21 protein-coding genes are annotated in these 21,929 nt (G+C 51.1%); 3 read left to right on the top strand and 18 right to left on the bottom strand.

The features are described from left to right. Positions 1-33 precede the first annotated feature (33 nt). The 6 genes from BLW29_RS20800 to BLW29_RS20775 all read right to left on the bottom strand — a co-directional run bounded on the left by BLW29_RS20800 (position 34) and on the right by BLW29_RS20775 (position 6,529). The gene (locus BLW29_RS20800; RefSeq protein ID WP_090983128.1) at positions 34-546 is read right to left on the bottom strand and encodes an adenine phosphoribosyltransferase; all 513 of its coding nucleotides are present in this window, start codon (positions 544-546) and stop codon (positions 34-36) included. Then, the gene (gene recJ / locus BLW29_RS20795) at positions 543-2,957 is read right to left on the bottom strand and encodes a single-stranded-DNA-specific exonuclease RecJ (RefSeq protein WP_256208751.1); all 2,415 of its coding nucleotides are present in this window, start codon (positions 2,955-2,957) and stop codon (positions 543-545) included. Before recJ ends, BLW29_RS20800 begins: the two co-directional genes overlap by 4 nt. A gap of 44 nt (positions 2,958-3,001) precedes the next feature. Next, a complete protein-coding gene (locus tag BLW29_RS20790; protein WP_090983124.1) occupies positions 3,002-3,913 on the bottom strand; it encodes a cation diffusion facilitator family transporter in 912 nt (303 codons plus the stop codon). A gap of 80 nt (positions 3,914-3,993) precedes the next feature. Then, entirely contained in the window at positions 3,994-4,926 is a 933-nt protein-coding gene (gene secF / locus BLW29_RS20785; protein WP_090983122.1) for a protein translocase subunit SecF, read from the bottom strand. Next, a complete protein-coding gene (gene secD / locus BLW29_RS20780) occupies positions 4,916-6,178 on the bottom strand; it encodes a protein translocase subunit SecD (protein ID WP_090983120.1) in 1,263 nt (420 codons plus the stop codon). Before secD ends, secF begins: the two co-directional genes overlap by 11 nt. Before the next feature lie 90 nt (positions 6,179-6,268). After that, positions 6,269-6,529: a post-transcriptional regulator gene (locus tag BLW29_RS20775; RefSeq protein WP_090983118.1), complete on the bottom strand. Its 261-nt coding sequence runs from the start codon at positions 6,527-6,529 to the stop codon at positions 6,269-6,271. A 206-nt stretch (positions 6,530-6,735) separates the two neighbouring features. Between BLW29_RS20775 and BLW29_RS20770 the strand changes: the two genes are divergently transcribed. Next, a complete protein-coding gene (locus tag BLW29_RS20770) occupies positions 6,736-8,358 on the top strand; it encodes a putative polysaccharide biosynthesis protein (protein WP_090983116.1) in 1,623 nt (540 codons plus the stop codon). A 35-nt stretch (positions 8,359-8,393) separates the two neighbouring features. Here BLW29_RS20770 and BLW29_RS20765 read toward each other — a convergent pair whose 3' ends face one another. After that, the gene (locus BLW29_RS20765; RefSeq protein WP_090983114.1) at positions 8,394-9,146 is read right to left on the bottom strand and encodes a DUF421 domain-containing protein; all 753 of its coding nucleotides are present in this window, start codon (positions 9,144-9,146) and stop codon (positions 8,394-8,396) included. 207 nt (positions 9,147-9,353) lie between these two features. Here BLW29_RS20765 and BLW29_RS20760 point away from each other — a divergent pair, with 207 nt between their 5' ends. Continuing rightward, the gene (locus BLW29_RS20760; protein ID WP_256208747.1) at positions 9,354-9,755 is read left to right on the top strand and encodes a TIGR04086 family membrane protein; all 402 of its coding nucleotides are present in this window, start codon (positions 9,354-9,356) and stop codon (positions 9,753-9,755) included. Between the two features lie 112 nt (positions 9,756-9,867). After that, positions 9,868-10,734, top strand: coding sequence for a phosphatase PAP2 family protein (locus tag BLW29_RS20755; RefSeq protein ID WP_090983113.1), 867 nt, complete (start codon positions 9,868-9,870; stop codon positions 10,732-10,734). Between the two features lie 54 nt (positions 10,735-10,788). Here the strand turns inward: BLW29_RS20755 and BLW29_RS20750 are convergent, their stop codons facing one another. From BLW29_RS20750 to BLW29_RS20700, 11 genes are all read right to left on the bottom strand, one after another. After that, complete coding sequence (locus BLW29_RS20750; protein WP_090983111.1) at positions 10,789-11,649, bottom strand: DUF421 domain-containing protein; 861 nt, start codon at positions 11,647-11,649, stop codon at positions 10,789-10,791. Positions 11,650-11,810: 161 nt separating this feature from the next. Next, positions 11,811-12,143, bottom strand: coding sequence for a preprotein translocase subunit YajC (yajC, locus tag BLW29_RS20745; protein WP_090983109.1), 333 nt, complete (start codon positions 12,141-12,143; stop codon positions 11,811-11,813). 18 nt (positions 12,144-12,161) lie between these two features. Next, entirely contained in the window at positions 12,162-13,295 is a 1,134-nt protein-coding gene (gene tgt, locus BLW29_RS20740; protein WP_090983107.1) for a tRNA guanosine(34) transglycosylase Tgt, read from the bottom strand. A gap of 22 nt (positions 13,296-13,317) precedes the next feature. Then, positions 13,318-14,364 carry a tRNA preQ1(34) S-adenosylmethionine ribosyltransferase-isomerase QueA gene (gene queA / locus BLW29_RS20735; RefSeq protein WP_090983106.1) on the bottom strand — a complete coding sequence of 349 codons (1,047 nt, stop codon included), beginning with the start codon at positions 14,362-14,364 and terminating at the stop codon, positions 13,318-13,320. A gap of 10 nt (positions 14,365-14,374) precedes the next feature. Then, a complete protein-coding gene (locus BLW29_RS20730) occupies positions 14,375-16,555 on the bottom strand; it encodes a SpoIID/LytB domain-containing protein (protein WP_256208746.1) in 2,181 nt (726 codons plus the stop codon). Between the two features lie 27 nt (positions 16,556-16,582). Beyond that, a complete protein-coding gene (locus tag BLW29_RS20725) occupies positions 16,583-17,029 on the bottom strand; it encodes a thiol-disulfide oxidoreductase DCC family protein (RefSeq protein WP_090983104.1) in 447 nt (148 codons plus the stop codon). Further along, a complete protein-coding gene (gene ruvB, locus BLW29_RS20720; RefSeq protein ID WP_090983102.1) occupies positions 17,029-18,072 on the bottom strand; it encodes a Holliday junction branch migration DNA helicase RuvB in 1,044 nt (347 codons plus the stop codon). Before ruvB ends, BLW29_RS20725 begins: the two co-directional genes overlap by 1 nt. Positions 18,073-18,091: 19 nt before the next feature. Then, complete coding sequence (gene ruvA / locus BLW29_RS20715; RefSeq protein WP_090983100.1) at positions 18,092-18,724, bottom strand: Holliday junction branch migration protein RuvA; 633 nt, start codon at positions 18,722-18,724, stop codon at positions 18,092-18,094. Continuing rightward, positions 18,721-19,224 carry a crossover junction endodeoxyribonuclease RuvC gene (gene ruvC, locus BLW29_RS20710; protein WP_090983098.1) on the bottom strand — a complete coding sequence of 168 codons (504 nt, stop codon included), beginning with the start codon at positions 19,222-19,224 and terminating at the stop codon, positions 18,721-18,723. The genes ruvA and ruvC overlap by 4 nt, the downstream gene beginning before the upstream one ends. Before the next feature lie 200 nt (positions 19,225-19,424). Then, positions 19,425-20,066, bottom strand: a complete 642-nt coding sequence (locus BLW29_RS20705; RefSeq protein WP_090983096.1) for a BofC C-terminal domain-containing protein — start codon at positions 20,064-20,066, stop codon at positions 19,425-19,427. A 134-nt stretch (positions 20,067-20,200) separates the two neighbouring features. Continuing rightward, positions 20,201-21,913: a LysM peptidoglycan-binding domain-containing protein gene (locus BLW29_RS20700; protein ID WP_090983095.1), complete on the bottom strand. Its 1,713-nt coding sequence runs from the start codon at positions 21,911-21,913 to the stop codon at positions 20,201-20,203. Positions 21,914-21,929: the final 16 nt, after the last annotated feature.

Below are 21,929 nucleotides of genomic sequence, written 5' to 3'. Positions count from 1 at the left end.
TTCCGAGTCCGGCGCCGAGTTGTGCAGCAGCGATTAATACGTCATTAGCGAGAAAATGTCGATTCCGTCAAGCTTCTTGCGGCCATCTAGGTAACCGAGCTCAATCAAGAATGCGGCTCCGACCACTTCGCCGCCAAGCTGGCGAATAAGGTTGATCGTAGTTGCAATCGTACCGCCTGTAGCAAGAAGGTCGTCTGCGATCAGCACGCGTTGACCCGGCTTGATCGCATCCGTGTGAATAGCGAGCTTGTCATTGCCGTACTCCAAATCGTAGCTGGCTTCAATGACTTCGCCCGGCAGCTTGCCGCTCTTACGAATGGGGACGAAACCAGCTCCAAGTGTTACAGCCAGTGGCGCACCGATGATGAAGCCGCGCGCTTCCGGTCCGGCAACCAAATCGATTTGTTTGTCGGCAACTGCTTGACGAATAGCATCAATGGCATGTGCGTAGACAGGTCCGTTGTTGGTCAGCGTTGTGATGTCCTTGAAGCGGATTCCCGGTTGTGGGTAGTCTTCGATGATGCGGATGTAGTCTTTGTAATTCATGAAATAACGACTCCTTCGTTTAGGTGTAATAATGAGTTCTGAACTTCTTTGATGATCCAATCCGTCAACCGTTTAATCGGTGCGCTGATGATTTCGTTCCATTCCGCAATACGCTGCGCATCGCGGTATTCCGCCGAATGCGACAGCTCTCGCTTAACCGTGACAGGGCTAAGCTTGACTTGCCCCTCTTCCATGTGAATAAATTCTAATTCCGTAAATACCTTCAACATGAGCGTGATAGTCGATTCACCGGTTCCGCTTAACTTAGATGCCAATTGTTTACTTATGCCCTCTTCATCAAGCGGGCATTCGCGCCGCAACAGCTTATACATGTCTCCGAACTGCTCCCGGGTTGGGAAAGCTGGTCTTGCTTGGCTTGTATCGTAATGAAGATGGACGGCTTCCAGACCTTCACAAGCCGCTAGGACATAGGATAGTTTCTCAGCGGATGGCGGCCGGCCAAATACGAATAAGTGCGAGCATGAGATCTTCTGCTGCTGCATGAATGCATCATAAGTCATGAATGAGACATCTGCCCTTGCTTCCTGCGAAGTTTGAGCCGCCGCTTCGAGCCAAGCTTCACTTGGAACCAATACAATCGGTACTTTATAACTGCCTGCAGCAAGCTGTTTCCTAAGTGAAGGAAGCGATTCACTGCCGGCATCCCCTCGTTTGTCGAAGACTTGAATATGCGGCACTCGCAAATCGTTCACCATAAACTGCGCTTTTCGCTGACCGTTCCACTCGTTAACCGAAAGCTCCCCAACCAGTTCGATGGCAGCGCCATGCGAGAGATGTTCAGTGAGATGGCCGCTGCCGAAGGAGATCGCATCGAGCAGTTTACCTTGTCCGCTAATGGACAGCTTCAAATGCTTGCTTTCTTTCCCCATCGCTTTGCGATCGGCAAGCGTAACACCTGTGAGCAGCAGCTTCGGTGCTTCATTGCCGATACCGAACGGTTCCAGGTGAGCGAGCTGCTCTCTAACGCGCAAGGTTGCATCTTCCATTTTGCAGCTCAGGTCGATCATCGTTTTGGGAATCCAGTCTTCCTCTGTTAGCCAGCTGTCAGCAAGTCCACTGAGCTGCGCTTCAAAGGCTTCCAGGTTGTCGCGGTGCAAGGTCATCCCGGCCGCAGCTTGATGCCCCCCGTAATGATCCAACAATGCATCGCATTCGGTTAAAGCCGCATGCAGATCATATCCTTCGATGGAACGAGCAGACCCTTTGCTTTTGCCCGTCACGGTGTCGATGCCGAGAATCAGTGTCGGTTTATAGTATTTCTCAATAAACTTCGAAGCTACGATGCCGACAACGCCAACGTTCCAGCCTTCACCTGCAAGCACGATAACGGAAGGCTCCGGAACACCTGCTTCAGCGGCAGCTTTGCATTTGGCCATCCACATCTCCTGTGCTTCCTGCACGATCGTCTCTACAATGAGCTGCCTTTGACGGTTTAACGCGTCCAAGCTGATCGCACTTGCTGCTGCGGATTCATGATCGGTTGAGGTAAGCAGTGCCACAGCCTGCTGTGCATGCTCGAGTCTGCCCGCTGCATTGATGCGCGGCGCCATCCCAAATGCCACATTGGACGATACCAGCGATGCCAGCTCGATGCCTCCGACCTCTGCCAATGCTCGGAAGCCCGGTTTCTCGGTTTGACGAAGCTGCTCCAGCCCCAGTCTGACGAGTACGCGATTCTCATCCTTAAGCGGCATTAGGTCGGCAATTGTGCCGAGCGCAACTACATCTGTCCATTCAATCGGAGGCTCGTCCAGCAGCGCCTGCGCAAGCTTAAACGCAACTCCGACACCAGCCAGTCCTTTAAACGGATATCCGCAGTCCTCTTGCTTCGGGTTAACGATTGCGTAAGCTTCCGGAAGCTGATGAGGCGGCTCATGGTGATCGGTGACCACAATATCAATGCCAAGCTCATTGGCATAGGCAATCTCTTCTACCGCGCTAATTCCGGTGTCAACGGTCACGATAAGTGTAATGCCGCTGTCGGCAGCGGCGCGAAGCGCAGCTTTATTGAGTCCATACCCCTCCAACGTTCGGTGGGGGATATAATAATCGAAATTCAGCTCCAGCCGCGTGAAGAGGTAGGACATGAGCGTGGTTGACGAGACGCCGTCACAATCATAATCGCCATAAATCCTCACCCGTTCGCCGCGCTGGACAGCCGCTCGTATACGCGTAACGGCTTCATTCATGCCCTTTAGCAGAAAAGGATCATGCAGACATTCGATGCCCCCGTTCAAAAACTGACGCGCTGATTCAACCCGGTCGTAGCCGCGCTGAACCAGCAGTCTCGCGACAAGCGGAGAAAGGGACAAGCTGCGCGCTAAACCGGCTGCACGCGCCTCTGCCTCCAAATCGAACGAAGCGAGACTCCAGCGTGTTTTGGATTGCATCAATTGGCTGACACCTCTTTTCTCAAAAAAAATCAACGCTGCTGCTATTGCAGTAGCGTCGGTAGTTGTTCCTGACTTGGATCATGATTTGTTTTGTACGGATATCCCGGATCATACGGTTCTACATGTACGGTAACTTCCGTCATATGACTGAACCGCTTCATCACAAAATATTTCACGCGTTTGGCGATCTCATTGCCTTCCAGCACCGATATGCGTGGATTGACGCTGATGACCACATCCGCAACCGCGTAGTGACCATGCTCTCTCGCGCGAAGCACCTCGACCCCGATTACGCCTTCCATGCGTAGCACGACTGCCTTAAGCTCCGACATATCTGCCGGCTCGACTTCCAGGAATCGACTGCGCATGACGGAAGCGGAAGCGACTCGGTACCCGCTTGAGAATACGATCACCACGATGATGAGCGATGCCGCCGGATCCAGGTAATACATGACAGGCATGCCAAGCGGCTTGCCCAGCATCGCACCGCCTGTTCCGACAAGCGCCGCAAGCGATGCGTATAAGTCCGCTCCCCGTTCCTTGATCGGGAAGCGAACCTCTTTCAGTATAAATGCAAGGAATATGACAAGGGCTGCCAGCCAGCCCGGTGCTTTGTCAACACCGTCTGCAATAGATTTGATTGCAGAGATGCCAATTTCCAGACCTAGAATCATAAGCAGAATGGATGCCAATACGCCGGTCGCTGCCTCCGTTCGCCCTCTGGTAGCCGGCACAGGTGCATGAGGTGATCCCAGCTCCCTGCATCGACGAACACCTGTTAAGGAGACGAATGAGGCCGCTGCATCCGAAGCGGAGCGGCAAGCATCAGCCATTAACGCTTTGCTGCCTGCCAACATGCCGATTCCGCCTTTAATTACTGCTATACAGACGTTACCTATAAGTCCGGTCCATGCGGCAGACTCGGCTTTGGCATAACGTTGGGTCGCTGTCATGGACGCCTCCTGTTCAAGCATATTCGCTTAAGTTTTGTGCACATGGATGAGCCCGGTTCGGCCACCCTCTACTTATCATACTACGATGCAGCCGGAGACTTGACTGTTGCTTTTGGTTTTTGTTTCTTCTTCATGACAAGCCACAGCTGACTCGCAATAAAGATGGACGAATACGCTCCGCTTATAAGACCAAACAAGATTGCCAGTGAGAACAGTCGGATGGACTCGCTGCCGAAGATAAGCAGGCAAAGCGCAGCCACGACAACGGTCATTACCGTATTAATGGAACGCGTCAGCGTTTGCCAGATACTCTCATTCACCAGCTTGGCGATATCCGCTGCATTCTTGAGTTTAGCGAATCGCAAATTCTCACGAATCCGGTCAAATATGACGATCGTATCGTTGATGGAGTAACCGATGATGGTCAAGATCGCCACGATGAAGGGAAGATTCACTTCGAGCTTAAAGATCGAGAACAAACTGATTACGATAAAGGCATCATGCAGCAAGGCAACGATCGCCGCAATCGCGAACCGCCACTCAAACCGGATGCTGACATAGATAACGATCCCGATGCTTGCTACGAGCATCGCATACAATGCATTCGTCCTAAGCTCTTTGGCAATTTCAACGTCTACCGTATTGACCTCGGCAGACGCATCCTTGTCAAATTTCTCGGCGAAACCTGCCTTCAGCGATTTCTCCTTCGCTTCTGTCAGCACATCGTCGAAACGAAGCGTTACACGGCTTGTACCAACCGTTAAACCAGGCTCACCAAATTCATTATCCTTCAGATACTTCTCAATCTCTTCTTTCTGACCCGTCAAATCCTTCTTCACGGCAATATCAACGCTGGAGCCCGCCCGGAAATCGACGCCGTAGTTCAAGCCATGGATACCAAGCGTTATGATACCAAGAACGGTAATAATAATCGAGAAAATGAAGAAGTAACGAGCCTTCTTCACGAAATCGAACTTACGATCCGAAACCTCTGCAAATCCACTAAAGCGCACGTACTTCACTCTCCTTGACACCGAAGTAAGATTTCTTCTTCACAATGCCGCTGCGGATAATCAAAGTAAGGAGCAGGCGAGAGAAGAACACGTTCGTCAATACACTGATGATGATACTTAGGAGCAGGATTACCGCAAACCCTTTAACGGAACCGACGCCGATAAAGAATAGCACGAGTGCAGCAATTGTAGTCGTAACGTGCGCATCGATAATGGTGCGGAACGAACTCTTGGAGCCTGCTTTTTGCGACGATAGAATGCTCTTGCCGCTGCGCATTTCTTCTTTAATCCGCTCTGCCATAATGATATTGGCGTCAACCGCCATCCCGATTCCGAGAATGAAGGCTGCGATACCCGGCAATGTCAGCGTGGCATCTATCAAGTTGAAGCCGAGCAATAGGAGCCAAATGTACACGATGATACAGAAGCTCGCAATAACGCCCGGTAACCGATAAAACACCAACATGAAGAGCAAAATCAGCACAGTACCGATCGCACCGGCAATTACCGTCTCTTTCAGAGATAATTTACCTAGTGTTGCACCGACACTTTGCGTGTATTTCTCGGTCAGCTTAAGCGGCAACGCGCCTAAGTTGATTGTATTTTTAAGGTCATTCGCTTCTTCACGGGTGTAATTACCCGTAATAACCGCTTCGTTTTGGTTAATTTCACCCGCAACGTTTGGCGCAGACAGCTCCTTCTCATCCAAGTAGATGGCGAGCTGGTTGTTCGGGCTAAGCTTCGCAATTTCGCGTGTTACTTCAGCGAACTTACTCGCGCTCTTCAGCTTTATTGCAATCTCGAAAGCATTCAGGTTCGTTTGGTGAACGGCAGCTCCGTTCTGTTTGAAGTCGTTGCCGGTAAGCTCGATTTTACAGTATCCTTTATCAGCTGCGCAGCCGCGCGCACTGCGGAATGTCAGTTCTGCCGGTTTCTTGAGGACATCCCTGACTTTGTTCTCGTCAGAAACGCCGGCAATCTTCACGCGAATCCGATTGCTGCCTTCTGTCGTTACTTCCGGCTCTGCAACGCCAGTTGCATTGGCACGTTCCTCAAGGCTCTTAGCCGTCTCGATCAGAGACTCCTTCGTCACTTTACCGCCAGCCTCAATTGGCTGAGCTTCATACAGGATTTCAAATCCGCCTTTCAGATCAAGTCCTAATTTCACGTCGTTGAAAAGCCAAGAGCTTGTTCCCGCTACTACGCCGGCAGATAGCACGACGATGAGTACGAATGCTAACAAACGATTCATAATACTCTCAGTTCCCCCTTAAATTCTCTTGTGTCAACATTCCTATTATAGCGATGCCTCAAAAACGAGTCAAAAAAAAGAGCCCACTCGTTAAAAATGGGTCCCTTTATAGGCACTTACCGTCAAAAAGTTCATAAATTTTGTCACTTTCAGCGACAAAATATCGTTGACGACCTGATGCATGGCCGGTTCGCCTGTTTTGGTATACCGGTCCTTCACGCACTGCCATATATCATTCCCAGTTACATGCTCGTAGCCGATCAATCGAAATTCATCCGCTTTGCTATCACATAAATGTTCGATGGTCGCGATCCATTCTTCATTCGTTAATGGTACTAAATCGCCCGTCATACTCACGACCTCCTCACGTTACTATGCCCTTTATCCTACATTCATTCGATGCCCGCTTGCCACTTTCCTGCTTCATGCAACCGCATTTGAAAAATTGACATGGATTCGGACATGCTGCGCATAAGCATAAGGATAGAACAGGACAGGTCTTGCAGGTAATGGGAAGTGAAGGAAAGGGATCGAACGTAAAGGGAGAGGAACCGACTGTGACCAAGCAATCTTTTATTAAAGGCGCATTAATTCTGCTGCTTGCAGGCATTGTGAATCGAATCCTTGCCTTTGTACCGCGCATTGCGCTTCCCCGCATTATCGGTGCTGAGGGAGTAGGTTTGTATCAGCTCGGTTACCCGTTTCTGATCGTCCTGCTCACCTTGATTACCGGCGGAATTCCACTGGCCGTTGCCAAATGGATAGCGGAGGCGGAATCCAAGGGCGACTCTAAGCGGGTGAAACAAATATTCCGTTCAGCGATGGCACTTACGGTGCTTCTGTCGCTCCTGCTTACCGGTTTATTTGTTTGGCTGACGCCTTGGATAACGACGCGGCTGATGACAGATCCGCGCGTTTATCAAACCTTCCTCATGATGACACCGCTGCTGCTCATCATTGGGATCTCCTCCGTGTATCGGGGTTATTTTCAAGGGAAGCAGAACATGATTCCAACTGCACTTTCGCAGACGCTCGAAACCGTGATTCGCATTGTATTTGCCCTGTTATTCGCGAAATGGCTGCTGCCATTCGGACTAGCCTGGGGTGCGGCGGGAGCGATGCTCGGCGTGGTCGTGGGTGAAATCGGAGGGCTTGTTGTGCTGCTTTGGCAATATGCGCATGACCGTAAACGAGTAAAACTCGCTATTATTCAAGACAATGCTGTAGCTGAACTCTCATCACTAGATACTACGCATGCTTCTGTCAAACCTCAATTCCACATTCCTTTTCATAAACGACGCGTTCCGGTCATGAGACGCTTGATCAGCCTCTCTGTACCGGTAACAGGCAGCCGAATGATCGGATCCTTATCTTATCTAATGGAATCTATTCTGACTGCACGAGCTTTGCTGGCGGCAGGAATTGCTGTCGGAGTGGCAACCTCTCAATATGGCGCACTGCAAGGGATGATCATCCCTATCCTGCTTCTTCCCACAGCACTCACTTACTCCCTTGCCGTTTCACTTGTTCCTTCCCTCTCAGAAGCAGCTGCCAAAGGTGACCGCGCAACGATCCATAAACGTCTCCATCAATCCATGCGCCTCTCCCTTGTTACAGGAGCTCCGTTCGTCGTGGTCATGCTCCTGTTCGCAGAGCCGCTGTGCCGCATCCTCTATAATCATGTCGAGATTGCCCCAATGCTGCAATGGTTAGCTCCTATCGGCTTGTTCATTTACTTACAGGCTCCTCTTCAAGCAGCGCTGCAGGCGCTCGATAAACCTACTACCGCTCTCATGAACACTTTTATCGGAGCCGTGGTGAAGCTCGTCCTCATTGTTGAGCTGGCGTCTGATCCGTCCCTTGGCATCTACGGTGCCATCATTGCAATCAATGTCAATATCGTACTTGTCACGGCATTGCACTGGATCGCCGTTGTTCGCTCTGTAGGTTTCAGCATGAACATACTGGATTTCCTTAAAGTCGGAGCCGCCATGTGCATTATGGGAGCTGCTTCATTATGGGTGATGAACCTGCAAGCATTGCCTGCCTTGTGGCATAATTTGTTTGCAGCCTGCACAGCCGGCATCATCGTCTATCTCATTCTCATGGTCATGATGCGCATTATTGACCGCTATGATGCGGAGCGCATTCCTCTTCTCGGCAGATGGTTCAAATCCTAATGAAACACCGGCTTATCCAAGCCGGTGTTTGTCGTTTACTTATGTGGATTTCTCCCCCGCCTTGCATCGAGAAAGATTTTGCCGCGATGATCAATCGTCAATAAGAATACTTGCTTCACATCTGTAACTCCGCGCTGCCGCAGCTGATTATTCAACCAGAAACGGTCTTTGCCGAGCTGCTCCAAATTCGTCTTCTGAATCTCGCCATCCATGATGAGCGGAACGGGCAGCGTTTCGAAACGGTAATTTCTGGGGAACGGCTTGGGGAAATAGGAATCATGTCCTTCTCCTTGCCCTTGTCCGCCATGCTCGCCTGATGCCCCCGGATTGCGATGTTCATGCCGATCCTTCTGAATGATGGATAGTTTGCCGGTCGTCTCCAATATGGCAAACTCGACGTCCGCGATATTCGTTTTATTCTCCCGAAACTGCAGCATCAAATCATCTAAATTATATCGCTGCTTACGCATCGCTTCACGATTGAGCTTGCCGCGCTCCACGAGCACAACCGGCTCACCATCGAACCAGATTCGCAGCTTCCGGCTTTTCAGCGAAATGACGGCAATGACAATCTGAATGACGAGCAGAAACACCATCGGCAATATGCCATTCAATAACGGACGATGCGTATCCTCAATGACGAATACGGCAATCTCGGCAATCATGACGGAAATGACCAGGTCAAATACAGACAGCTTGCCGATTTCCCTCTTCCCCATAAGCCGCATAATGAGAAACACGATGAAGTAGATGAGAAGCGTCCGGAACATCAGTGTCAAGTATTCCACATGAGCCGCCCTCCTTTGGTTCATGCCAGCACAAAGTACAACTATTGTCACCTGATGCAAAGTACATCATACGAAGGACAATGTTCGAATATTTGGTAATCACGCGGAATGCCTGCTGCTGACGGCCAACTTGTACTATTCTGATCAGCTTGACCATATCTTGTAATAATCGTGAACACGAGCGCAAATAATTGGAGGGATAGCGATATGAAACCAATCAACGCCATGAAAAATGTTCCTAAGGTACACATGGCTTCACCGATGCTCGCAGGCATTTTGTATGCATCCATTTGGCTGGCATTAGGGGCTATACTGCTCTCAACTATGCTGAGGTGGGGAAGCATGCAGGAAACCCAGCTGCCGCTTTACAGTTTGATCGTGCACGGCTGTGCTTCACTTGCAGGCGGTTTCGTATCGGGAAGAAGATCCGGGATGCGCGGATGGTATTACGGCGGAATGCTCGGCATCGCTTACGGCCTGTTGATTCTGCTTGTCAGCTTTCTTTCTACAAACACCGGCATTAGCGGCAGAACGTTCACCATGCTGATCGAAACCTTGCTTTGCGGCGCATTTGGAGGCATGATTGGGGTAAATACCAAACGGTCCTGACAGCTTGTCCCGTTTGTGAACACTTTTGGAAATGGTCTCACTTGGGTATAGTTTGTGATATACTAGATCGAGCTGAAATAATGAAGGTGCTTTTAGGAGGAAATAATGTATCATGACTTTGTTTGACAACATGACGACGGTCGCGATCTATTCGGCCATTACGGTGACGTTTCTGATCTGGTACGGAGCAGCAGCGAACCCGTTCAAGGTTGGTGGATTGTTTCTCAGAGAGATGGTACTAAACCGCAAATATTTGCTGCATTTCGGCGCTTTAATGTTGATTCTCTTCATCAACAAGCTGGAGATGCGCATCGAACATCATATGACCTATACTTATGATTTCGCAACGTTCTTCCAATCGATCGAAGGAAACTTCGTCGCCAATCTTCAACATATGTTTGAGAATCGTTATTTGACTGTTTTCCTGGCTTTTATGTACGTGGTGGTCTTTCAAGCGATGCTTATTGCATCCATCGGCATTTACTCCAAGCGCAGCAAAAACAAACGAATGTTTTACGCGCTGTGTTACGCGATTATGATTAACTATTTAGTCGCGATCCCGTTTTACTTGTTTTTGCCGGTCAACGAGGTCTGGTATCATGATCCGACGAACGTTTCATTCCTGATGTTAAACGTATTCCCGGACTTCGAGAACCAGTATCGTGCTTTGTCTGGACTTGATAACTGCTTCCCAAGCTTGCATACGTCGATATCGGTAACGCTTGCGATATTGGCCGTACGCTCCGGCATCAAACGATGGGCTTGGTTCTGCTGCATCTGTGCCGTCATCATTATCTTTGCGATCTTCTATCTGGGGATCCACTGGTTGATCGACATGTGTGGTGGACTGGTGCTTGCTACATTTGCTTCCACGGTGGGCATGCGTCTAAGCGTGATGAACCTCTCGCTCCGCCGCGGTCGCCACAATGGCTCCATTACCCCGGCGAATATGACGTATTTGCGCGAGGATGCAAAATAAACCAAATAGAGACCGCCGGTTGATTGTGTTCATTCACCGGCGGTCTCTTCTTGTTTATTGATAAATAAGCGGCCTGACCTCATCAATCAAATGCTGAAGCTGCTTGGAGCAGGCAGCATATTTCTGTTTCTCGGTTTCGTCTGTCGTCAGCAGCCCGTACATCTCCATGTCCGCTTCACATTTCTTCAGTGCTGCAAGCAGTGTCGCTTGATGCTGGCTCTTAGGCTGCTTGACCTTATCATCGTACAAATCGATTGTCAGCGTCCCGAAATCATCAATTTGGGCCAGAAACACATCCTGAACGCGAAGATCCGATTTCTTGAGCTCTTTGACCAACCAAGCCTCGTTAAACCCTCTCACTTGAAGTGGATCCACCAGCACGACCCCATCCATGATGACTGCGATCGGTTCTCTCTCAGGTGTCACTTTAATGCCCAGCTGCTTCGGGGTTAATGGTAAATTCTCGGTCTTGAGCAGCACATTGATCGCCCCGCTCGCCTCCATAATCGCAAACTCAACGTCAGCCGCTTTGAATATATCTTTCATTCGCAGCTGCTGCAGCAGTTCATCGGTTGTCAGACGCTCTTTCTTTAAGTTCTTCTCTAGTATTTTGCCCTTCTGAATCAATACGGTCGGAGTTCCGTCAATCCAGTTTCGGACTCTCTTGCTCTTTAATTGAAGCATCTCGATGCCGAGTGACACCGCTACCCAGACACCTAAAGACAAGAAACCTAAGTACCATTTCTCATCCGTATCCAGTGAAATATACCCCGCCAAGTTACCTATAGTGATGCCTGTAATATATTCAAATACGGACAGCTCGGTAACCTGGCGTTTTCCCAGCAGTTTCGTCATCAAGAGCAAGAAGACGACAGCCATTAACGTCCGCCACGTGATCTCCAGCCAATTGCCCATTATTCTCCACCTCCATCGGCGCCTGGCATGTACGTTCATTATGTGCGCAAATGCTGGAAATTATGAGCGGGTTCCGTCTTATCCCTTAAGCAAACAAATAGAAGCCGAAACGAGTAGGACTCATCGTCCGCCTTCGTTCCGGCTTCTGTTTACTGCTTAGATTAAGCTTTAATATTCTCTGCTTGATCTTCTTTCTTCTCTACTACAGGCGCAGATGGTGCTGCAGATACTGCCGCGCTTGTTGTAATCGTGTTAATCGCACTGCGGTCGAATGTAATCTTCGTTGCATCGTTGACACGAAGGACAACGACATCATCCGAGATTTCCATGATCGTTCCGTGCATACCGCCGATCGTTACGATTTTGTCGCCTTTCTTCAGCGAGCTAAGCATCGAGTTGCGCTGCTTGGATTTACGCTGCTGCGGACGAATCAGAAGGAAATAAAATACCGCAAACATAAGTACAAACGGGAGTAAAGATGCTGCTGATCCCATATTGGTTCACCCCTTTCCTTAAAATCCTTTATCGTTCTCGTGCAAGCCGTACTTATTAAAGAAGTCATCACGGAAGTCAAGTAATCTGTCATCCATGATTGCTTGTCTCACGCCGCGCATCATCTCTAGAAGGAAGTGCAAATTGTGTATGGTAGTCAATCGAATGCCGAACGTCTCGTCAGCCTTGATCAGGTGACGCAAGTACGCACGGGAGTAATTCGTACAGGTATAGCAGCTGCATTCCGGATCAAGCGGACCGAAGTCCTCGGTGAATTTCGCGTTGCGAATGACCAGTCGACCCGAGCTCGTCATCGTTGTACCGTTACGAGCAATACGGGTAGGCAGCACGCAATCGAACATATCGATTCCGCGAATAGAGCCTTCAAGCAGAGCATCAGGCGAGCCTACGCCCATTAAGTAGCGAGGTTTGTTAGATGGCAGCAGCGGAACCGTACAATCAAGCACATTGTACATGAGATTCTTCGGTTCTCCGACGCTTAATCCTCCAATAGCATACCCCGGGAAATCCATGGAAGTCAACTCTGCTGCGCTCTGACGGCGCAAGTCTTCGTACATGCCGCCCTGCACAATCGCGAACAATCCTTGATCATGCGGACGAGCATGAGCAGCCAAACAGCGCTCTGCCCAGCGAGTCGTACGTTCCAGCGATTTCTTGACATAATCATAGTCGGCTGGGTATGGCGCGCATTCGTCGAATGCCATCATAATGTCCGAGCCGAGTGCGTTTTGGATTTCCATCGCCACTTCCGGAGACAAGAACAGCTTGTCGCCGCTGAGATGACTGCGGAATTCTACGCCTTCTTCTTTGATCTTGCGCATGTTGCTTAAGCTGAATACTTGGAATCCGCCGCTGTCCGTCAGAATCGGGCGATCCCAATTCATGAATTTATGCAGGCCGCCTGCTTTGCGGACGATTTCATGTCCGGGCCGGATAAACAGATGGTAGGTATTGCTCAGAATAATATGAGCATCCATCGTCTTCAGCTCTTCCGGGCTCATCGTCTTGACCGTAGCTTGCGTGCCTACCGGCATGAATGCAGGTGTTTCGATAATTCCGTGAGGCGTATGTACGCGTCCGAGACGCGCTCCTGACTGCTTGCAAGTCTTAATTAACTCGTATGTGATTGCCACTCGTGCACTTCCTCTTTCTGTCCTAGTAAATAAACATCGCGTCTCCGAAACTGAAGAACCGATATTCTTGTTCAATCGCTTCCTTGTACGCCTTCATAACTGCCGTCCGTCCGGCTAAAGCACTGACGAGCATCACCAGCGTTGACTTCGGCAGGTGAAAATTCGTGAGCAGCGCATTAACCAGCTTGAACTCGTAGCCTGGGAAAATAAAAATATCTGTCCAGCCGCTGCAAGCCTGTATACCCTCATACGTAAACCGAGCCGCAACGGTTTCAAGAGTTCGTGCAGAAGTTGTGCCTACGGCAACAATTCTGCCGCCTCGTTCCTTCGCGGAGCGAAGCATGGCTGCTGTTTCTTCGCTTAATTCGTAATATTCCGAGTGCATCGTGTGCTCCTCGATTGTATCTACTGACATCGGCCGGAACGTACCAAGGCCGACATGAAGCGTAATATATCCGATATGTACGCCTTTAGCCTTCAACTCATCGAGAAACGGTCTAGTAAAATGCAATCCCGCCGTAGGTGCCGCAGCTGATCCCTCATGCTTGGCATACACGGTTTGATATCGCTCGCGATCGCCAAGACGTTCTTTAATATAAGGCGGCAAAGGCATTTCTCCGAGTCGATCCAGCAGCTCGGGGAAGATCCCTTCATAATGAAACTCGATCTCGCGACCGCCCATTTCGCCTTCCCCTACCACGGTTGCTCGAAGCAGCGGCTGACCGCTGCCATCATCACCGAAAGAAAGCTGTGCGCCAACCTTTAACCGCTTGCCGGGCTTCGCCAGCGTATCCCAACGATCCCCTTCGAGCTGCTTGAGCAGCAGCAGCTCGACTTTAGCGCCCGTATCGGACTTGATCCCCATCAAGCGTGCCGGCATGACACGAGTGTCGTTGAGGATTAAAGTATCCCCCGGCTGAAGCAGCTCGGCCAGCCTCGTAAACGTATGATGCTCCACTTCGCCCGACTCTCGATTAAGCGTCAACAGCCGGGAGGACGTTCGGTCTGCAAGCGGAGTTTGTGCGATTAGATGTTCCGGTAAATCAAAATCAAATTCATTTACATTCATCGACTGGTTCTCATTCCTTAACGATCGTCACGTCTTTGTAATAGTATTGCATAATATATTTATAGTCATACCCAAGCTCTGCCAACCCGCGCGCTCCGTATTGAGACAAGCCTACGCCATGTCCGTTACCGGAACCGACGAATCGGAAACCCGGATCTTTCGTTGCCGCTCGCACTTTGCCATCGCCATTGAGGATAAAGACATTGCGATCTTTCAATTCTCGCGTTTGTCCATCTCCACCGATGAGATACATCGTACCGTTATCGGTGACAGTCGGACGTTCACGTACGGCTTGATTTCCGCCGGCAATGGTCATTCTGGCTGTTTCATCGATCTGGAACAAGGTGCTTGGCAATCCTCCGAATGCAGCGCGATAAACATCCGGATATTTGACCTGCATCTTCTGACCATTCACTAACAGCTCAATAGGACGCCCCGACGGACCGCTCTGACTGACTTCCAGCGTCGCGATCTTGCCTGAGATAGGTTTCTGCAGCTTACCGTTCGTGAATGCCAGAATCTCTGCAGCCGTGTACGTTCCTCGTACCCATGACATCTCATTGGATTGCGTCACTTTCTCCAATTGGACTGCCATCGTTCCACGGTTCGCCAAATCTACGACAGGCACATTATCTTGAATGAGCGGAATCGGACGCAGCTTCGATCCGTCGGTATTCACACGGAGAAGAGGTTGTCCGCCCTTTGATTTCTGATCGGTTGTATCCAGCAAGTCCTCACGCATATAACCAACGGATCCATTCGGGAGCGCAATGCGATACCACTGATAAAGTCCTTTCTCGGAGGAGGAATCCGGACTCTGCGCGCTCTTCAAGTAAGTGATGCTATTGCCCCATATCTCACTCGCATCGGCCGAAACGCCGCCGGCACTTGAAGAGAATACGGCCTCGATGACCTTGCCGTTGTACATGGCCACTTCGCCGTTAGTCGCATCTACGGCTGCAATCGTTGATGGCTTCTCGGAACCGAGGCCGCCGTAAGCTTGACTGAGCGTTGTATCTACCACATGCGCAACTTGAAAGCCAAATCCTTGATAGATTGCATATGTACGTGCCGCAACCGCCTGCGATTTCAATGCTTCCGCGGGCCAAGATGAAGGCATCTCTGCACCGACGACGGCATACAGATACTGCTCGAACGGTAATTCATTGATGACAGCAAGCTTGTTGTTTAAGCCGCTTACTTCAAACTGTCCGCGATAGCTCCGATTATATCGTTCCATCAGCTTAATGCCTGAAGGAGCGGAAGTCGAAAGCCATAGTTTAGCACCGGTAGTTGGTACCGAATAAAGCGAAACCGGAGGTTTGGAAGCCGAATCAACCGTCGTATAATCATCCCGTATAACAAAATAAGCGGAGGCCGCATCTGTCTGCTGCAGCGACAAGGCACCATTCACCTTCTGCGCCTGGGCTTTAACCTGAGCGAGCGCCGTCTGATCGCTCTCTGAGCCAACCACGACGGTAAACACGCCTGCTTCCATTCCGGTCTGTTTCATGGCGGCATAAGCCTCTACTCCGCTTGCGCCGAGAGACTGCGCTGCTTTCACAGCTTCATCCTTGGAGGCATAGACCAAACCGGTATCCAAATGAAGCGGACCGATCAGCTCTGCTTTACTTGATTTGCCTGCATAGCCAGCCAGCGTGGCATCCTTCAACAAACGATCGCCCGCTGCTTTCGCTTCAGCAGCAGTGGCATATGAACCTTCTTCGATTTGATACACTTTCCCGCGAGAGTCGCTCGCTGCTGTCATGAAACCTGCTGCTCCCATTGCCTTGACTCGTTTATAAGCGGCCAGTGCCGTCATATAATCGGTTGTCTCAAGCAGCAACGGCTTGTAGTCGTCCAGCGTAAATCTCGTCGTTTCGCCGTTTGCCGTCTGAAACATCGGGACAACGCCGGAAGGCTGACGAACGCCCACTTGCAGCGCAGCGACCGAGCTGAAAGTGGCGGCAGCCGAATCGAGCTTATACTTACTTGTATTCAGGAAGATCCCTACACGTATGTTATCGAGTTTAGGTACCGCCGCACCGCTTGATGGCACAGATGTCCAAACGGAGAGGCCTACAACTCCAGTCAACAGCAGCGTAAATGTTCGCATCGTCTTCGGCAGCCTTGATCGCTTCACTGCCGGCTCTATGGACTCGTTCGCATGAACGACGTTTATGCCTTTCATCGGCAAAACATCCATTCCCCCTCACCATTAGTCTTTCTTAGGTAATGCACAGACTCCTTCATGACAGCTGTCATCGGTTCGGCCGAACCAGTCGTAACGTTTCGCCGCAATCACTCGGTAGATGCCGTCTGCAGCGAGTCCCAGACCTGGCACACGGTACAGCCAAGCCAGCCATCTTAACCCTCTGACCGTCCGCATAATTCGAATGACGCCGGCGGCTCCCGCGTGCAGCGTGCCATCTGCTTCAACGACATGCATCTTCGTTAGCAATGTCTCTGTATTTAACGATGCCAGACCCGGAATTGTTTCGTAAGTTTCGTCTAACGACTGAACCGGAATGAATCGCAGCACGGCTGACGACTGCAGCTCCTTCAACTTACGAACACTGCCCAGACATAAGTTGCAGGTACCATCATACAAGACAATAAGCTTCTCGCGTTTGCTCTCATCCGTACTGCGTTCTTTCTTGGCCATTATACGGAGCTGCCTCCCTCTCCTTGATCGGCGTCAGCGCCGGGCTGCTGCGGCACAGGAAGGCCTAAATGCCGGTAGGCAAGCGGCGTTACCATGCGACCGCGCGGCGTGCGCTGGAGGAAACCGATCTGCATCAAATAGGGCTCGTAAACATCTTCAATCGTTTGACTTTCTTCACCGATCGTGGCTGCTATCGTATCGAGCCCGACAGGACCGCCGCGATAGATGGAAATCATGGCACGGAGCATTTTGTGATCGATGCTGTCAAGACCAAGCGGGTCCACTTGGATAAGACCAAGCGCCGACCGGGCTAGCTCATGGGTAACAATACCCTCGTTTCTTACCTGCGCGAAATCTCGAACCCGCTTCAGCAGTCGGTTTGCGATCCGCGGCGTCCCACGGGAGCGCATCGCAATCTCTTGCGCTGCGTCTCCAATAACGCTGACGCCGAGAATATCGGCTGTGCGTGACACGATAAATGCCAGCTCATCCACCGAGTAGAACTCCAGCCGGCTCACGACACCGAAACGGTCACGCAGCGGAGCAGACAATAGTCCTGCCCGCGTTGTAGCACCAATCAGCGTGAACGGCGGCAGCTCCAAGCGGACCGATCGCGCACTAGGGCCTTTGCCGATCATAATGTCGAGCGCAAAGTCCTCCATTGCCGGGTAAAGCACTTCCTCCACCGTGCGATGCAGGCGGTGGATTTCATCAATAAACAAAACATCGCCTTCCTGCAAATTCGTCAGAAGCGCGGCGAGATCGCCCGGCCGCTCAATGGCAGGTCCGCTCGTAGTCCGTAAATTCACGCCAAGCTCGTTGGCGATAATATTCGATAACGTTGTTTTGCCAAGTCCCGGAGGACCGTAGAGCAATACATGATCGAGCGCTTCTTTACGCAGCTTTGCCGCCTCAATGAATACTTTCAGATTCTCTTTCACTTGAGTTTGACCGATGTACTCGGCCAAATAGCGAGGGCGCAAACTCAGCTCCACCGCTTGATCTTCCATCATGAGGTTGGCGGAAATAATCCGATCGTCCATTCACGCATCCCCCTCTCTGCTAGCCTTTAAACAACTGCTGCAGCGCACGTTTCATCAGTGCATCCACAGATTCATCCTCTGGCGCAGCATCCTTCATGCCCTGCCATGCGCGATCCAGCTCAGCTGCCGTATAACCGAGCGTTGTAAGAGCTTCGCGCGCTTCCTTCCAGTTCGCATTGCCGCCGAACAAGGATCCATTATCAGCGCCATCGTCCAGTACGATTCCTGCGGCCGCGAAGCTGAAGCCGCCCGGAATCGCATCAAGCTTATCCTTCAAGTCCAGAACCATCCGCTGCGCCGTCTTCTTGCCGATGCCGGGCAGCTTGGTCAGAAACGTCAAATTCTCCTGCTGGATGGCAGCCGCAATCGTCTCCGGTTTGCCCCCTGCCAGAATTCCTAGCGCGACGCGCGGTCCAATACCTGACACTTCAAGCAGCTTGCGGAACATCGCCTGTTCCTCGCGTGTTGCGAATCCAAAGAGCAGCGTCGCGTCTTCCCGAACATGATGATGCGTATAAACCGTCACAGCTTCATCACTCTTGGCAAAAGCGTACGGATTTGGCGTAAACACCTGGTAGCCGATATCTCGTACATCTACTACAACAAACTCTGTATCCAAATGGACGACGCGTCCTCGTACATAATCGATCATTTCCGGTTCACCCCGTTTATTTTGTCCGTCAGAACGGAAGAATGGGCGTGGCAAATGGCGACCGCAAGTGCATCCGCCACATCATCGGGCTTCGGTATTGCACTCAGCTTCAGGAGCATGCGCACCATCTCCTGCACCTGCCGCTTCTCCGCTTTGCCGTATCCGACAACCGCCTGCTTCACCTGCAGTGGCGTATATTCAGTCACAGGCAATCCGCGCTGGGCCGCTGCCAATATCATTACACCGCGTGCCTGGCCTACAGAGAATGCCGTCGTCACGTTCTTATTGAAAAACAGCTTCTCTACGGCGACGGTATCCGGTTTATAGCGATCCATCAGCGCGCAAGTAGATTCGTAGACCTGCTTGAGCCGCTCCTCTTGCGGTGTATGAGCTTCGGTTTGAATACAGCCGTATTGGACGGGAACCAGCTTACTCCCGATTTTGTCGATGAAACCAAATCCAACGATTGCAATCCCTGGATCAATCCCTAAAACACGCAAGCCTCTTCTCTCCCCATGCCAAAAAATAGTATGCTCAAAAATTGGCTTCCATCTATTATAGCAAATGATAGGCATGATGAGAACAAGCGTTTTGTCTTTTGGGCAGGCTCCTCCTCCTGTAACAACACAAAAGACGAACGCTGCGTGCGTTCGTCTCTGTGCGATTCGAATGTTAAGCTGGGCTGGCATGAACAGAGCGGCTAGAAGTCTCGTTTCATGACTTTCTCTGTGCGATCGACGGCATAGTCACTGAATGTGGACAACACACTGTTATACTCGTCTTTGTCGGTGATCCGAATCCCGTTCACGAGCTCCTCGATCCGTTCCTTCGGCAAACTGCTCTCCATGTAGTTGACATCCAGTTGGAAAAAGGTCCTCAGCACCTTTTCCTTCTTCGGCGAACCATCGAATAACGTTAAGTTGCCCGCTTTATCCATACTGATATAGCCGTTATGCTTGCATGATTCCGACAGGTCGTCAATCCGCTGCTCCATGACGACAGCTGACTCTGTATCAAGCACAGCCGTCCATTCCGGATGTTCCTTGAGCAACCGAAGCGTTTCTTTCGATGTCATCTGCCCCAGCGTACTCATCTCGTCGCCGCATAAGAAAATACGGTGCAGCTTGACGGTCACCTGCTCTGAAGGTGATGCCAGCACTTCGATAACGCTTCTTGTTCCTGCTCCGGTGGAAGGTGGATTCGTCTGCTGCATAGCTTGTACAGATTGAATGCTTGTAAGCGATGCGATAGTCACGGCAAGCAGGCAGCCTAATTGCCACATTGGCCGTCGATTCCGCAGCAGCCTTTTTTTGATTTTCTTCCAGAGGCTGAATTCCATCATCGGGAACTCCCCTTTTTACCTTTTTTGTTAGTCTTTCACCTCTGCTGGAGAATTATGCACATCAATAACCCCGGCATCCTCACATGCATGAATCCATGCAAGCGAGGATAGCCGGGGTTAGTTCGAACCAGCAATTAACGATTAATCCACGGTAAACTTCCGCGGCGTTTTGGCTTTACGGTGCGTGTTTGACGAACGACAACCTTTTTGGCTGTTTTACGCGGAGGGGCTGATTTGCTCGGGGATGCACTCAGTACGTTCTCTTCCTCGAACTGGTCAACTTCATCCTCACGTTTCTCATGGCAGCCGCAGTTGCAATTTTTTTTGCCTGTTGAAGCTCCGGCTACGACAGGCGCCATTTGACCGCCGCCCATGTAACCGTAGCCGCCTTGCGGACCCATATTAGCCGGAGAGACCATCGACGGATCATAGTAGCCGTAGCCGCCTTGCGGACCCATGTTAGCCGGGGAAACCATCGACGGATCATAGTAGCCGTAGCCGCCTTGCGGACCCATGTTAGCCGGGGAGACCATCGACGGATCGTGGTAGCCGTAGCCGCCTTGCGGACCCATGTTAGCCGGAGAGACCATCGACGGATCATAGTAGCCATAGCCGCCTTGCGGACCCATGTTAGCCGGGGAGACCATCGACGGATCGTGGTAGCCGTAGCCGCCTTGCGGACCCATGTTAGCCGGGGAGACCATCGACGGATCGTGGTAACCATAGCCGCCTTGCGGACCCATCTCAGCAGGGGATACCGCCTGAGGACCCCAACCGTAGCTCGGTGCTCCCCATGGCAATGTCACCGGCGGACACCATTCCATGTCTTCTGCAGGACTAACAGCTGATGGATAACCATAGCCGCCTCCCATCGATGCAGGGGATACCGCCGTCGGCTGCCCATAGCCGCCTCCCATCGATGCAGGGGATACCGCTGACGGATAGCCGTAGCCGCTTCCCATCGATGCAGGGGACACCGCTGACGGATAGCCGTAGCCGCTTCCGATCGACGCCGGTGATACGGCTGTCGGCTGCCCATAGCCGCCACCCATCGACGCCGGTGATACGGCTGTCGGCTGCCCATAGCCGCCACCCATTGACGCCGGAGATACCGCTTCTGGCATTTTCGGCATATCATACAGCGACATAACCTCAGTAGCCGGCACGCCATATTGTTTGAATAAATCAACATGCTGATCATAAGAATTGTAAACCGGATATTTCTTCTCTGCGACAGGCATGATTTCCGGCAATGGCATCGGCATTGGAGCCGGTTCCGGCATCTTTGTCGGCGCGACTTGCTCTGCTTCCACTTCCGGCATCGGCGTTGGCACCGGCATCGGCATTGTGTTCGGTTTTTGGCCAGTCGCTTTCTTACCGCCGAGTAACGAAGGCGCAGTCGACATTTTGCCCATCAAGCCTTGAACGCCTTGCATGACCGATGAAGGGTGAAGCGGATGATGCCCTGAGCCTGAATTCTCGTGAACACTTTGCATATGCGTCTCATGCATAGAATGTGATGCGCCTGGCTTAGGTATATTTACGACTTCGCCTGTCAGCAGCACGTTTGGATTCTTCAGCTGCGGATTAGCTTTAATCATGTCACTCAGCGGGATTCCCCATGCTTTGGAGAGCTTCCACAATGTATCACCTTGCTGCACCACATGCTGGTGCATAAAGTCCGTTCCTCCGGATTGAGAAGCCGGTACTTTGATCTTCATTCCGATGTCGATCATATCCGAATTGGTGATATTGGGATTCAGTTTAATGATTTCTTCCTGCGAAACATTATACTTCTGGGCAATGAGGTATAGTGTATCGCCTTTTTTGACAATATGAATTTTCACCCGTCAAAAACCTCCT

Origin of the sequence: Paenibacillus sp. CF384 (genome assembly GCF_900106745.1) — a bacterium.
Classification (GTDB): domain Bacteria; phylum Bacillota; class Bacilli; order Paenibacillales; family Paenibacillaceae; genus Paenibacillus_Z.
This window is presented reverse-complemented; position numbering and strand designations above follow the sequence as displayed.